The organism is Streptomyces sp. NPDC002133 (assembly GCF_040296405.1).
Classification (GTDB): Bacteria; Actinomycetota; Actinomycetes; order Streptomycetales; family Streptomycetaceae; genus Streptomyces.
Genome location: NZ_JBEOXF010000014.1, coordinates 53,845 through 66,793, shown reverse-complemented (window position 1 = coordinate 66,793; position 12,949 = coordinate 53,845). Strand labels below are relative to the sequence as shown.

Below are 12,949 nucleotides of genomic sequence, written 5' to 3'. Positions count from 1 at the left end.
GAATCGACCCCATGAACAGCAGCAGCACCCGGAGACAGGCGACGCGGGCCAAGCTCTACGAGGCGGCCGTGACCCTCATAGCCGAACAGGGCTTCTCCGCGACGACGGTCGACGAGATCGCCGAACGGGCCGGAGTCGCCAAGGGCACCGTCTACTACAACTTCAAGAGCAAGACCGAACTTTTCGAGGAGCTGTTGCGGTACGGGGTCGGTCTGCTCACCGCGTCGCTGCAGGCCGCCGCCGACGAGACGGATGAGCGCGGCGGCACCAAGGTCGAGGCGCTGGACGCGATGATCAAGGCGGGTCTGGGCTTCATCGACCGCTACCCGGCCTTCACGCAGCTGTACGTCGCCGAGCTCTGGCGCACCAACCGGGCCTGGCAGTCCACACTGCTGGTGGTCCGTCAGCAGGCGGTCGCCGTCGTCGAAACGGTCCTGAGGGAGGGTGTCGAGCGGGGTGAGCTGAGCGACGAGATCGACATTCCGCTCACCGCTGCGGCGCTCGTGGGCATGGTGCTGGTGGCGGCACTCGACTGGCAGGCGTTCCAGCCGGAGCGGTCGATCGACGATGTGCACGCGGCGCTGTCCCGGCTGCTGCACGGGCGGGTCAGCGGGCGGTAGCCCGCACGGAGGACAGAAAAGTGCCGGTCCGGTGAAGCTCGATCCCCCCGAGCTCACCGGACCGGCGTTTCCCCCGATTCCCCGTTACCCCCGTTGCCCTGTACCGCTGTTCCCCCTGGTCCGGGCAACCCCCGTTCGGTCGGTGCGCCGCGCCGTTCCGCCGCCCCGTGCCGGCGGTGCCGACGCCGCGCCCTCCCGTGGTCTCCACTCTCCCGTCTGCGCAGGTGAGAGCCCATCCGCGCAGGTACTCATCTCCTCACCTGGGTACGGGTACTCAGACGCCCGCGCTCATCCCCACCCGGATCCGGCGCTCGCTGGTTACGATCGCGTCCGTGTCCGTACTCCCCCTCGTCTTCACGAGCGGCTGGGCCAGTGGAATCAACGCGTACGCGGTGGTCCTGCTGCTCGGCCTGTTCGGCGCGACCGGCATCAGCGACGAGGTGCCCGAGTCTCTCCAGCGCACGGATGTGCTGGTCGCCGCGGGTGTGCTCTTCCTGTGCGAGGCGGTGGCGGACAAGATCCCGTACGTCGACTCGGCGTGGGACTCCGTCCACACGGTGATCCGGCCGTTGGCGGGCGCGGTCGTGGCGGCGCTGCTGGCCGGGGAGAGCGGTTCGCTGCCGGAGCTCGCGGCCGGTGCAGTCGGCGGGTCGACGGCGCTGATGAGCCATCTGGTGAAGGCCGGGACGAGGATGGCGATCAACACGTCCCCGGAGCCGTTCAGCAACATCGCCATGAGCACGACCGAGGACCTCGGTGTCGCCGGAATCATCACCTTCGCGATGTTCCATCCGCTGCCTGCGGCGATCATCGCGGCGACACTGCTCGTGCTGGGCCTCGTGACACTGGTCTTCCTCGCCTCGCGGATCCGCCGTTTTCTGCGCCGGATGGCGCAGCGGCGCGAGGAGAAACGGCTGGCGGCCGCGGCCGGGCTGCCCGACCGTCCGCCACGCTGACGCCTCTGGCGAAGGGCTCGTTCCGAGCCTGTGCGGCGATCGCGGGCGGGCCGACGGGACGCTAGTGGGCGTGCCCCGGACCTGCGCATGCCCTCAGCCACGGAGCCGCACATCGAGCAGCCGGGAAAGGGCGGACGGGTGGGGAACGGGCCGGCCGCAGGCCCACCCGTGTCGGAACCCGGGGCGCGGCGACGGGCTGTCAGTGGGGGTCGATAAAGTCGCTGACATGGGACGGATTGCGGTGATCGGCGCCGGGATGGGCGCCATGGCGGCGGCGGCGCGGCTGGCCGTGGCGGGGCACCGGGTGACGGTGTTCGAGCGCTCGGCGACGTTCGGCGGCGCGGTGGGCGGGTTCGAGCGCGACGGGTTCGCGTTCGACACCGGCCCCGGTCTGCTGCATCTGCCCGCCGTCTACCGGGATCTGTTCGTCAAGACCGGCAAGGAGCCGCTGGAGGGCCGGGTCGAGCTCGCCCAGGTCGACCCCGCTAGCCGGCACGTCTTCGCGGACGGCACGACCGTCTCGCTGCCCAATGCCTCGCGCGGGGGCGTCGTGTCCGCGCTGGACGCGGCGCTGGGGGCCGGGGCGGGCGGGCGCTGGGGCGAGTTCCTCGGGCGCGCCGGGGACGCCTGGGACCGTTCGCGGCGGCCGCTGCTGGAGGAGCCGTTGCGGCCCGACTGGCAGGTGCTCGGCCGCGATCCGTATCCGGCGCTGCGGCAGCGCCGCATGCTGCGTACGCGCCAGGCGCGCACGCTCGCCGAGGTCGGTGCCTGGGAGCTGGCCGATCCCCGTCTCGGCGCGTTGCTCGACGCATGTGCGCTGTCGTACGGACTGGATCCGCGGCACACCCCGGCGAGCGCCGCCCTGCTGCCGTACATGGAGCAGACGTTCGGGAGTTGGTACGTCCGGGGCGGGATGCGGGCGCTGGCGCGTGCGCTGTACGAGCGCTGCCTGGAGCGCAGGGTGGAGTTCGTCTTCAACGCAGAGGTGACGGGCGTCGTCGAGAAGGACGGCCGGGCGGCGGGCCTGCAGCTTTCCGAGGGGCCCTCCCGTGCCGGAGGCCCTGGGGGAAGCCGGGCCGTGGACGCCGACCATGTGGTGGCGGGCGCAGGTGCGTCCGGCCTCGGAGGTCTCCTGCCCTGGCAGGAGGGCGACGTACGGCCCGAGGCGGCGGAGGGCGCTCCGGGCAGGTTCACGGTCCTGCTGGCGCTGCGCGGCGCCCGTCCCAAGGGCACCGTCCACCGGACGGTGGTGCACTCCCCCGATCCGGCCGCGGAGGCCGCGGCGGTCTTCGGCGGCACGCTCGCCGAGCGTCCGACGGTCACCGTGCTGCGACCGGACGATCCGACCGCCCGCCCCGACGACTCCCACGAAGCGGTCACGCTCACCGCGACGGTCGCCCCGGGCGGTGGGCCCTCCGGCATCGACTGGGCGGACGAGTCCCTGCGCGAGCGTCACGCGGAGACGGTCATCGCCGCGGCACGACCGGTGGTTCCGGACATACGCGAGCGGCTGCTGTGGCGCGAGGTCCTCACCCCGGACGAGACCGGGCGCGTGCGCCCGCCGGCGCTCGCCGGGGACGGGGGCCGGTGTCTGCGTCCGTCGAACAGCACCCGGCTGCCGGGCCTGTATCTCGCGGGCGGCTGGGCACACCCGGGCGGCGGACTGGCGCATGCGGGCATGTCGGGCGCGCTGGTGGCGGGGCTGATCGTGGAGGGCGAGGGCTTCCGCGGCTCGCAGTGAGCTCCGGTCCCGGTCGTAGCCGGTTTCAGTAGCGGTACGCCTGGCCGTTGTAGCCGTTCTGGTCGTAGCCGTTCTGGTCGTAACCGTTCTGGTCATAGTCGTTCTGGTCGTAGCCGTACGGCGAGGGCTGCTGCGGCGGCTTGGGGGGCACCGGCGGGACGTGCTGATCACTGTCGCGCTGCTGCGGCACCCAGACCCCGCCGGGCGGTGTCTCGTTGTAGCCCTGCTGGGCGGCGTAGGGGTCGTTGTACTGCTGCCGGCCGTCGTGGCTGTCGTACGAGCCGTAGCCCTGGCTGCCGATGTACGGGTCGGAGTAGGCGGCGTACTGCTGCTGGCCCGTGCCGTAGTCGTACTGCGCGGCGTAGGCGTCCTGGGCCTGGGCCGCGGTCGGCTGCTCGTAGGGCGAGGAGTACGTGTCGTACCCGCCGTACGGATACTCGTCCTGCGCGGGACCCTGGCCGTACCCCTGGGCCTGCCCCTGACCGACGCTCCCGCCCTGGCTCGCCGCATACGCGGTGTCCCTGTAGATGCCGTACTGGCCGGTGTCCTCGGGCAGCGGCATCGGCTCGTAGACCGCCGTCCGCTCCGCCGCCGACGGCTCCTCGTGCGCCTCGTGCGGCTCGTATGCCTCGTGCGGCTCGTAGGAGAGGTCCGACACCTCGAGCGTGGGCTCGCGCAGGGCGCCGCCGTCGCCGGACTTGCGCCGACGGCTCGAGCCCGGGCTGCCGCCGATCGCCCAACCCGTGGAGAAGCCACGCCGGAAGGAGAGCGTGACGTACGTCTGTCCGGTCGCGAAGGCGACCGCACCGACCGCGATCACGATCACGTTCGGCATCAGCACGCCGAGGACGACACCGAGGAATCCGACGAACGCGAGCAGCCGCCAGCGCAGCCGCGCCTTGTACTGCAGCAGCACCTCGCCGAGCAGCCACAGCGCGACAATGCCGAACGCGATGTAGAGCACCGTCCAGCCCATGCCCGCCCCTCTCATCGGCCGCCGCCGGGGGTAGTGGCGGGTGTGGCCGGTTACGACTGCTCGTGCAGTCCGAGATTCTCGTAGATTTCGAGCGTTGCCGTGGAGTTGTTGAGCGTAATGAAGTGCAACCCGGGGACACCCTCGGAGAGCAGCCGTGCGCAGAACTCCGTCGCGAACTCGATGCCCATGGAGCGTACAGCGGCGGGGTCGTCGCTCACCGCGCGGATCCGCTCTTCCAGGTCTGCCGGGAAGGCCGCGTTGCTGAGCCGGCCGAAGCGCTCGATCTGCTTCACGCTGGTGACGGGCATGATCTCGGGGATGATCGGGGTTTCGCAGCCGGCCTCGGCGACCCGGTCACGAAGCCGCAGATAGTCCTCAGGACGGAAGAACATCTGGGTGATCGCATAGTCGGCACCGGCTCGGCATTTGTCCACGAAGTGCTCGATGTCCGTGTCCCAGTCGGTCGACCGGGGGTGCATCTCGGGGAAGGCCGCGACACCGACGCAGAAGTCCCCGGAGTCCTTGATCAGCCGGACCAGGTCGGCGGCGTACGTCACCCCATCCGGGTGTCTGACCCACTCGCCCATCGGGTCGCCGGGCGGGTCGCCGCGCAGCGCCAAAATGTTCCGGATCCCGGCGTCGGCGAACTGGCCGACCATGTTCCGCAGCTCGGCGACGGAGTGGTCGACCGCGGTGAGGTGCGCGACCGGCGTCAGAGTGGTGTCCGCGGCGATCTTCTGGGTGGCCTTGACCGTGCCCGCCCGGGTGGAGCCGCCCGCGCCGTACGTCACGGAGACGAAGCTCGGCCCCACGGCCTCGACCCGGCGCAGTGCGTTCCAGAGGTTCCGCTCGCCCTTCTCGGTCTTGGGCGCCCAGAACTCGAAGGAGTACGACGTCCTGCCGGTCGCAAGCATCTCGCGCACGGTGCGTGCGCGATCCGTCCTGGTGGAAGCTGTGCCGAGGGCCATGCTCGCAGATTATCCAGGGCATCTGGGGTGCCCAACCGTTGTCCACCCATCGGACACCGGGTGTTCGCCGTCAGCCCTTCCGTCCGTAGGCCCGTATCCGCTTGCTGAGATCGGCGGTCGCGACGGCAGGGTCGTCGGCCTCCGTGATCGCCCGGACGACGACGACACGGCGGGCTCCGGCGTCCAGCACCTGGTCGAGATTGCCCGCGTCGATCCCCCCGATGGCGAACCAGGGGCGCTCCTGCGGCAGCGAGGCCGCGTACCGCACGAGGTCGAGGCCCGGGGCATGGCGGCCCGGCTTGGTGGGCGTGGGCCAGCAGGGCCCGGTGCAGTAGTAGTCCACTCCGGGCTCGACGGCGGCCGCGGCGGCCTCGGCCTCCGCGTGTGTGGAGCGGCCGATGAGCACGTCGTCCCCGAGGATCGCCCGCGCGGCCGGCACGGGCAGGTCGCCCTGGCCCAGGTGCAGCACGTCGGAGCCGATGGCGTGGGCGACATCGGCCCGGTCGTTCACCGCGAGGAGCTTTCCGTGGCGGCGGCAGGCGTCGGCGAACACGGCGAGGTGCTCCAGCTCCTCGCCTGCCTCCATGCCCTTGTCGCGCAGCTGCACGATGTCCACGCCGCAGGAGAGCACGGCGTCCAGGAACTCGGGGAGGTCCTTCTGGTGCTTGCGGGCGTCCGTGCACAGATAGAGCCGGGCATCGGACAGGCGCTCGCGAAGCGTGGACATGAGGTGCTCCCCCCGTTGGGACCGGCCGTCGGTCGGCAGGTCGGAACTGGTTCCGTCGGCGTACGGGACCTGGGGCGGGGCTGCGAAGCGTACCCCGCCCCGGTCCGTACACCACGCTTCCCGTGGTGCGGTGCGGTGCGATGTGGTGTGGTCTCGTCAGGACCTCAGACGGCGAGCGCCTGGGCCCGGCGCTTCACCTCCGTGCCACGATTCTCGCTGAGGGCCTCCGCGGGGGTCCCCGGGAGGGTGGGGTCCGGCGTGAAGAGCCACTCCAGCATCTCTTCGTCGCTGAAGCCGTCGTCCCTCAGGAGCGTCAGGGTCCCACTGAGACCCTTGACCACCTTGTCGCCCTTGATGAAGGCGGCCGGCACCTGAAGCGTCCGGTTCTCACCGCGCCGCACGGCGATCAGCTGGCCCTCCTTGACCAACTGCCGTACGCGCGTCACCTCGACATCGAGCTTTTCCGCGATGTCCGGCAGGTGGAGCCAGGCGGGGACGAGAGCATCGATCTTTGCGTCAATCTCGGTCACGGGACAAGCGTGCCATCCCGGGCTGACAGTCGGTAGCCGGACCCTAGAGAGCTGCCGCCTTCAGAGGGACACCGGGGTCCCCCGCACGCACCAGGTCGAGCCGCGCGCCGGTCTCGATGAGCCTGCGTCCCTGGGCCAGGTCCCGGGGCCTGCCGACCGCGAGCACGGCGACCAGCACGCCGTCCCGCAGCCACAGCACCGACCAGGCGGAACCGGCCGCCGGGGCGCCCCGCCATACGAGTGTCCCTGCGCCCTCGTGGTGACCCGCGTACTGCACGAAGCGGCCGAACTGCTCGGACCAGAAGTACGGCACCGGGTCGTAGATCTGCGGCGCGGCGTCCTCCCCCTCGGCCACGACGTTCGCGGCGACCGTGCGCGGGCCCTGCAGCGCGTTGTCCCAGTGGTGGACGAGGAGCCGCTTCCCGTAGCGGCCGGACGGGAAGGAGGCGCAGTCGCCGACGGCGTACACATCGGGCTGCGACGTACGCAGCCGCTCGTCCGCGGTGATCGAGCCGTCCGCGCCGATGGCGATGCCCGAGCCCGCGAGCCAGCCGGTGGCGGGACGCGCGCCGATGCCGACGACGACGGCCCCGGCCGGGAGCCGCCGGCCGTCCGCGAGGACGACCTCACCCGGCTCGATGCCCGCGACGCGAACGCCGGTGAGGAGCTCTGTGCCGCTCTCCGCGTACCAGCCGGCCATCGGCGCGGCGACCTCGGCGGGCAGGGCGCCCGCGAGCGGGCGGTCGGCGGCCTCGACGACGGTGACGGCGCAGCCCGCCTCGCGGGCGGCGGTGGCGAACTCGGCGCCGATCCAGCCGGCGCCGACCACCACGATGTCGTGCTGCCGCTCCAGCACCGGACGCAACCGTTCCGCGTCGTCGAGCGTGCGCAGCAGATGGACGCCGGGGACCCCCTCGGTGCCGGGCAGGGTGATGGGCTCGGCGCCGGTGGCGATGACGAGGATGTCGTACGGGACGGGCCCCGACGGGGTGTCGAGCTCATGGTCGTCCGCGCGCAGGCCGTCGACCTCGCGGCCCAGCTGGAGATCGACCCGGAGTGCGTCGAAGTCGATGTCGAGGGCGGAGCCCTCCGCCTTGCCGAGGAGGACGGCCTTGGAGAGCGGCGGGCGGTCGTACGGCTGGTGCGGCTCGGCGCCGATGAGGGTGATGGTGCCGGAGAAGCCCTGATCGCGGAGGGCCACGGCGGTCTGGACGCCGGCCATGCCGGCCCCGACGATCACGACACGGCGACTCTGCGTTGTCTGCTCGCTCACCCGGCCACCCTAGCCACTTGACGGATCGTCAGGAAGCCGGTTGTTCGACCACGCTCGTGCCGCTGCCTTCCTGGGACTCCCATTCCCAGGTCTCCTCCAGCCGCACCCGCCCGTCGGGCAGCTCCAGGACCGTCGCGACACAGTGCCCGGAAGATGTCGTCCCGTCCTGCTTCAGCTGGACGTAGCGGAAGTCCAGCCGGTCGCCCTCGCGCGTGCCGACGAGATGGCCGCGAACCACGTCACCGCCCGCGTAGTCGGCCCAGATCCGGCCCTGCTCCTCGTGGTAGGCGAACCGGGTCCGCGTACCGACCTGGCCCGGCGCCTGGTCGGCGACCGGGACGAGCACGAGTCCGTCGAGCGAGCGGGCCACAGTGCGGGCTCCCTTACTGAGAGTTGAGGGCGGGGGTTAGGCTGGTCACCGTACTGCTACTCGCGGGAGCCCGGAGCACCGGGCTGAGAGGGAGGCTGAGGCGGCCTCCGACCGTACGAACCTGATCCGGGTCATGCCGGCGAAGGGAGGGTCTGGACGCCATGCATCCACGTATGCAGCCATCGCGTACAGGACGTGCACCGACGGCACATGCACCAACGGGGCATTCATCGACAGGGCCTTCGGCGACGACGACGGACGTCCTTGTCATCGGGGGCGGAATCATCGGCCTCGTCACCGCCTGGCGGGCGGCACAGCGCGGCTTGAGCACCGCGGTCGCCGACCCCGAACCGGGCGGCGGGGCCGCGCGGGTCGCGGCCGGCATGCTCGCGGCCGTCACCGAGCTCCACTACGGCGAGGAGATGCTCCTCGGCCTCAATCTCGCCTCCGCGCGTCGCTATCCGGACTTCGTCGCGGAGCTGGAGGAGGCGAGCGGGCAGGACACCGGATACCGCCGGTGCGGGACGCTCGCCGTAGCCCTCGACACGGACGACCGGGCGCATCTGCGCGAACTCCACGCGTTGCAGCACCGATCCGGACTGGAGTCGGAGTGGCTCACCGGCCGGGAGTGCCGGCGCCTCGAACCGATGCTCGCGCCCGGCGTGCGCGGCGGGCTGCGGGTGGACGGCGACCACCAGATCGATCCGCGGCGGCTGGCGAAGGCCCTCGTCGCGGCGTGCGAGCGGGCGGGCGTGACGTTCCACCGCGCCTGGGTCGAGCGGCTGTCGGTGGTACGGGACCGGGCGGCCGGAGCCGTGCTCGACGGGGGCCGCGAGGTGGCCGCCGAGCAGGTGGTGCTGGCCGCGGGCAGTCTGAGCGGCCGGCTGGAGGGCGTGCCGGAGGAGGTACTGCCGCCGGTCAGGCCGGTGAAGGGGCAGGTGCTGCGGCTGACGGTGCCGCGCCCGTACGCGCCGTTCCTGTCACGGACAGTGCGGGCCCTGGTACGCGGCAGCCACGTCTATCTCGTGCCGCGCGAGAACGGCGAGCTGGTGGTGGGCGCGACGAGCGAGGAGCTCGGCTGGGACACGACGGTCACTGCGGGCGGGGTGTACCAGCTGCTGCGCGACGCCCACGAGCTGGTGCCGGGCCTCACCGAGCTGCCGCTCACCGAGACGCGCGCCGGTCTGCGACCGGGGTCCCCGGACAACGCGCCGCTGCTCGGGCCGACTGAACTGCCCGGGCTGCTGCTGGCGACCGGGCACTACCGCAACGGCGTGCTGCTCACGCCGGTGACGGGCGACGTGATGGCACATGCGCTGGTCACCGGGGAACTGCCGGAAGAGGCAAAGCCCTTCACCCCCCGCCGCTTCTCTCCCGTACGTCAGGAGGTAACCGCATGACCGGGTCCACCGGGTCCACCGGGTCCACCGGGTCCACGATCGTGTCCGTGAACGGAGAACCGCGGGACATCACGGCAGGCACCACGCTGGACGCGCTGGTCGCGACGCTGACTGCGGCACCGTCCGGGGTCGCGGCGGCCGTGAACGAGACCGTCGTCCCGCGGGGCGAGTGGTCCGGGACGCTGCTGGGCGAGGGCGACCGGGTCGAGGTCCTCACCGCGGTGCAGGGAGGCTGATCGAGGCTATGGCGGATGACCGTTTTGTGTTGGGCGGGGTGGAGTTCTCGTCCCGGCTGATCATGGGTACGGGCGGGGCGCCGAGCCTCGACGTACTGGAGCGCGCGCTGGTCGCGAGCGGTACGGAGCTCACGACCGTGGCGATGCGCCGGCTCGATCCGACCGTGCAGGGGTCCGTCCTGTCCGTGCTGAAGCGGCTGGGCATCCAGGTCCTGCCGAACACGGCGGGCTGCTTCACGGCGGGCGAGGCCGTGCTGACCGCGCGGCTCGCACGCGAGGCGCTCGGGACGCACTGGATCAAGCTGGAGGTCGTGGCGGACGAGCGCACACTCCTGCCCGACCCGATCGAGCTGCTGGACGCGGCGGAGGTGCTGGTCGACGACGGCTTCACCGTGCTGCCGTACACGAACGACGACCCGGTGCTGGCGCGGAAGCTGGAGGAGGTGGGCTGCGCGGCGATCATGCCGCTGGGCTCGCCGATCGGGTCCGGGCTGGGGATCCGCAACCCGCACAACTTCCAGCTCATCGTCGAGCAGGCGAGCGTCCCGGTGATCCTGGACGCGGGTGCGGGCACGGCGTCGGACGCGGCCCTCGCGATGGAGCTGGGGTGTGCCGGGGTGATGCTGGCGTCGGCGGTCACGCGGGCGCAGGAGCCCGCGCTCATGGCCGAGGCGATGCGCCACGCGGTCGAGGCGGGCCGCCTCGCCCACCGGGCGGGCCGTATCCCGCGTCGGCACTTCGCGGAGGCCTCGTCGCCGGCGGAGGGCCGAGCGGCCCTGGACCCGGAACGCCCGGCGTTCTAGCGGGCAACGCCCACTCGGCGCGCACGGGCCGCCTCGCCCACCGGGCGGGCCGTATCCCGCGTCGGCACTTCGCGGAGGCCTCGTCGCCGGCGGAGGGCCGAGCGGCCCCGGACCCGGAACGCCCGGCGTTCTAGCGGGCAACGCCCACTCGGCGCGCACGGGCCGCCTCCGAGAACGTCCGGTGCCCGTCCGCCGGTGCCGGGCGCAGTTCCAGCCCGTCCGGTGATCGAGTACGGACACCCGGGCCGCCGGACGGTGCCGGGACACACATCAAGCCCGTCCGGCGATCGAGTACGGACACCCCGGCCCGTACGCCGGTGCCGGGGCACACCCCGGGTCCGAGGGGGACGGGGCCGGGCAGGGGAATGCCCCCGGTGGGTCACAGGTGCGCTGCAGTACGGGCCCGGGCAGTGCCCGAGGGGACGGGAAGACGTGGCGCGGCTCGTAGACTCGCTGCGTGGATACGACGCTTCAGGACCCCCTCGTCGGGCAGCTGCTCGACGGCCGCTACCGCGTCGACGCGCGCATCGCCGTCGGCGGGATGGCCACGGTCTACCGGGCCGTGGACACCCGTCTCGACCGTGTGCTCGCCCTCAAGGTGATGCATCCTGCACTCGCGACGGACGCGTCGTTCGTGGAGCGCTTCATCCGGGAGGCGAAGTCCGTGGCGCGGCTGTCGCACCCCAACGTGGTGGGGGTGTACGACCAGGGCGCTCAGGGCGCGTACGTCTATCTCGCGATGGAGTACGTCGCCGGGTGCACCCTCCGCGACGTGCTGCGCGAGCGCGGCGCGCTCCAGCCGCGGGCCGCGCTCGACATCCTGGAGCCGGTGCTGGCGGCGCTCGGTGCCGCGCACCGCGCCGGGTTCGTGCACCGGGACATGAAGCCGGAGAACGTCCTGATCGGCGACGACGGCCGGGTCAAGGTCGCCGACTTCGGGCTGGTCCGGGCGGTGGGAGCCGTGACGAACACCACGGGATCGGTCCTCGGCACCGTGTCCTACCTCGCACCCGAGCAGATCGAGTCCGGCACCGCCGACACCCGCGCCGACGTCTACGCCTGCGGTGTCGTCCTGTACGAGATGCTCACCGGCGCCAAGCCGTACGCGGGCGACACTCCCGCCCAGGTCCTCTATCAGCACCTCAACGAGGCCGTGCCGGCCCCGTCCGCCGCCGTGCCCGGGCTCGCGACGGAGCTGGACGCGCTCGTCGCGAGCGCGACCGCCCGCACCCCGGACCTCCGGCCGTACGACGCCGTCGCGCTGCTCGCGCAGACCCGTGAGGGGCGCGCCGCCCTCACGGACGACCAGCTCGACGCGGTACCGCCGCAGGCGCGGACCGCGGACCCCGACGGCGCTGCCGGGTCCGACGACCGTACGAGCGTGATCCCCCGGGCCGCGGTCCACCAGACCAGCCGTCTGGAGATGCCGCCCCCGCGGACCTCGGCACGCCGCACCCCGGCGCCCCGGCGCGGCGTCATCGCCGCGGTCGTCGCTGCCGTGCTGCTCCTCGGCGTGGGCGGCGTCTGGTACATCAACTCCGGACAGTTCACCCGCGTCCCTCCCATCCTCGGGCAGACGGAGGCCGCCGCCAAGGAGCGCCTCACGGACGCCGGGCTCGACGTCGAGCGGACCACACAGGGCTTCAGCGACGTCTACCGGCGCGGCACGGTCATGGACATCGACCCCGACCCGGGTCAGCGCATCCGCGACAACGGCTCGGTCTCCCTCGTCGTCTCCCGCGGCCCCGAGATCGTCGAGGTCCCGGAGCTCGAGGGAATGACGCTCGCCGAGGCGAAGAACGCGCTGCGCAAGGTGGGGCTCGCCCCGGGCGTGGTCACCAAGGAGTTCAGCGTGGAGGCCGCGCAGGGGACCGTCATCGGCTCGGACCCGGCCGCAGGCACCGACCGTCGCCCCGACTCGGCGGTCGCGCTCGTCGTCAGCAAGGGCGCCCCCATCGACGTACCGGGTGTGGTCGGCGAGTCCGTCGAGGACGCGACCAGCGCCCTGCGGGAGGAAGGGCTGAAGGTCGAGGTCGCCCCTGCGCGGGTGCACTCCCCCGAGGGCGCCGGCACCGTCGCCGTGCAGTCCCCGGCCGACGGCGGGCAGGCCGCGAAGGGCGAGACGGTCACCCTCACCGTCTCCAAGGGCCCGCGCATGATCGACGTCCCGGACGTCACCGGCATGGCGGTCGCCGCCGCGCGCCAGGAGCTGGAGAAGGCGGGATTCGAGGTCAAGGTCGAGCGCAACTTCCCCTTCCTCGGCAACAAGGTCGAGAGCCAGTCCGTGGAGGGCGGCGAGCAGGCGCCCGAGGGCAGCACGATCACCATCAAGACCAAGGGAATCTAGAG

Annotated in this window: 13 protein-coding genes and 1 riboswitch; of the genes, 7 read left to right on the top strand and 6 right to left on the bottom strand. The window is 72.3% G+C overall.

The features are described 5' to 3' along the window. Nucleotides 1–11 precede the first annotated feature (11 nt). The 3 genes from ABT078_RS16985 to ABT078_RS16975 all read left to right on the top strand — a co-directional run bounded on the left by ABT078_RS16985 (nucleotide 12) and on the right by ABT078_RS16975 (nucleotide 3,317). Nucleotides 12–620: a TetR/AcrR family transcriptional regulator gene (locus ABT078_RS16985; protein WP_351228354.1), complete on the top strand. Its 609-nt coding sequence runs from the start codon at nucleotides 12–14 to the stop codon at nucleotides 618–620. A gap of 332 nt (nucleotides 621–952) precedes the next feature. Next, a complete protein-coding gene (locus ABT078_RS16980) occupies nucleotides 953–1,576 on the top strand; it encodes a DUF4126 domain-containing protein (protein ID WP_351228352.1) in 624 nt (207 codons plus the stop codon). A 226-nt stretch (nucleotides 1,577–1,802) separates the two neighbouring features. Continuing rightward, nucleotides 1,803–3,317, top strand: coding sequence for a phytoene desaturase family protein (locus ABT078_RS16975; RefSeq protein WP_351228350.1), 1,515 nt, complete (start codon nucleotides 1,803–1,805; stop codon nucleotides 3,315–3,317). Between the two features lie 25 nt (nucleotides 3,318–3,342). Here the strand turns inward: ABT078_RS16975 and ABT078_RS16970 are convergent, their stop codons facing one another. The 6 genes from ABT078_RS16970 to ABT078_RS16945 all read right to left on the bottom strand — a co-directional run bounded on the left by ABT078_RS16970 (nucleotide 3,343) and on the right by ABT078_RS16945 (nucleotide 8,161). Beyond that, nucleotides 3,343–4,293: a hypothetical protein gene (locus ABT078_RS16970; RefSeq protein ID WP_351228348.1), complete on the bottom strand. Its 951-nt coding sequence runs from the start codon at nucleotides 4,291–4,293 to the stop codon at nucleotides 3,343–3,345. Between the two features lie 50 nt (nucleotides 4,294–4,343). Further along, nucleotides 4,344–5,261 (bottom strand): methylenetetrahydrofolate reductase [NAD(P)H], encoded by a 918-nt coding sequence (gene metF / locus ABT078_RS16965; RefSeq protein ID WP_351228346.1) that lies wholly within the window; start codon nucleotides 5,259–5,261, stop codon nucleotides 4,344–4,346. A gap of 70 nt (nucleotides 5,262–5,331) precedes the next feature. Beyond that, on the bottom strand, nucleotides 5,332–5,988 hold the full coding sequence (thiE, locus tag ABT078_RS16960) for a thiamine phosphate synthase (protein WP_351228344.1): 657 nt from the start codon (nucleotides 5,986–5,988) through the stop codon (nucleotides 5,332–5,334). 164 nt (nucleotides 5,989–6,152) lie between these two features. Then, nucleotides 6,153–6,518: an Rv2175c family DNA-binding protein gene (locus ABT078_RS16955; protein WP_351228342.1), complete on the bottom strand. Its 366-nt coding sequence runs from the start codon at nucleotides 6,516–6,518 to the stop codon at nucleotides 6,153–6,155. A 43-nt stretch (nucleotides 6,519–6,561) separates the two neighbouring features. Further along, nucleotides 6,562–7,791: an NAD(P)/FAD-dependent oxidoreductase gene (locus tag ABT078_RS16950; protein ID WP_502981233.1), complete on the bottom strand. Its 1,230-nt coding sequence runs from the start codon at nucleotides 7,789–7,791 to the stop codon at nucleotides 6,562–6,564. A 28-nt stretch (nucleotides 7,792–7,819) separates the two neighbouring features. Beyond that, on the bottom strand, nucleotides 7,820–8,161 hold the full coding sequence (locus tag ABT078_RS16945) for an avidin-fold protein (protein ID WP_351228340.1): 342 nt from the start codon (nucleotides 8,159–8,161) through the stop codon (nucleotides 7,820–7,822). A gap of 52 nt (nucleotides 8,162–8,213) precedes the next feature. Continuing rightward, a riboswitch (TPP riboswitch) is annotated at nucleotides 8,214–8,326 on the top strand. On the opposite strand from ABT078_RS16945, the gene thiO reads away from it, so the two are divergent. The 4 genes from thiO (at nucleotide 8,323) to pknB (ending at nucleotide 12,947) form a co-directional block, all read left to right on the top strand. Further along, nucleotides 8,323–9,561: a glycine oxidase ThiO gene (gene thiO, locus ABT078_RS16940; protein ID WP_351228339.1), complete on the top strand. Its 1,239-nt coding sequence runs from the start codon at nucleotides 8,323–8,325 to the stop codon at nucleotides 9,559–9,561. It overlaps the preceding riboswitch by 4 nt. Further along, nucleotides 9,558–9,797: a sulfur carrier protein ThiS gene (thiS, locus tag ABT078_RS16935; RefSeq protein WP_351228337.1), complete on the top strand. Its 240-nt coding sequence runs from the start codon at nucleotides 9,558–9,560 to the stop codon at nucleotides 9,795–9,797. The genes thiO and thiS overlap by 4 nt, the downstream gene beginning before the upstream one ends. A gap of 8 nt (nucleotides 9,798–9,805) precedes the next feature. Then, nucleotides 9,806–10,600, top strand: coding sequence for a thiazole synthase (locus ABT078_RS16930; protein ID WP_351228335.1), 795 nt, complete (start codon nucleotides 9,806–9,808; stop codon nucleotides 10,598–10,600). 457 nt (nucleotides 10,601–11,057) lie between these two features. Next, nucleotides 11,058–12,947, top strand: coding sequence for a Stk1 family PASTA domain-containing Ser/Thr kinase (pknB, locus tag ABT078_RS16925; RefSeq protein WP_351228333.1), 1,890 nt, complete (start codon nucleotides 11,058–11,060; stop codon nucleotides 12,945–12,947). Nucleotides 12,948–12,949: the final 2 nt, after the last annotated feature.

Excerpts from the sequence above, each read along its gene's own strand:
- ABT078_RS16985 (WP_351228354.1), top strand. The coding sequence starts at position 12 with ATGAACAGCAGCAGCACCCGGAGACAGGCGACGCGGGCCAAGCTCTAC.
- ABT078_RS16975 (WP_351228350.1), top strand. The coding sequence starts at position 1,803 with ATGGGACGGATTGCGGTGATCGGCGCCGGGATGGGCGCCATGGCGGCG.
- ABT078_RS16970 (WP_351228348.1), bottom strand. The coding sequence starts at position 4,293 with ATGGGCTGGACGGTGCTCTACATCGCGTTCGGCATTGTCGCGCTGTGG.
- metF (WP_351228346.1), bottom strand. The coding sequence starts at position 5,261 with ATGGCCCTCGGCACAGCTTCCACCAGGACGGATCGCGCACGCACCGTG.
- thiE (WP_351228344.1), bottom strand. The coding sequence starts at position 5,988 with ATGTCCACGCTTCGCGAGCGCCTGTCCGATGCCCGGCTCTATCTGTGC.
- thiO (WP_351228339.1), top strand. The coding sequence starts at position 8,323 with ATGCATCCACGTATGCAGCCATCGCGTACAGGACGTGCACCGACGGCA.
- thiS (WP_351228337.1), top strand. The coding sequence starts at position 9,558 with ATGACCGGGTCCACCGGGTCCACCGGGTCCACCGGGTCCACGATCGTG.
- ABT078_RS16930 (WP_351228335.1), top strand. The coding sequence starts at position 9,806 with ATGGCGGATGACCGTTTTGTGTTGGGCGGGGTGGAGTTCTCGTCCCGG.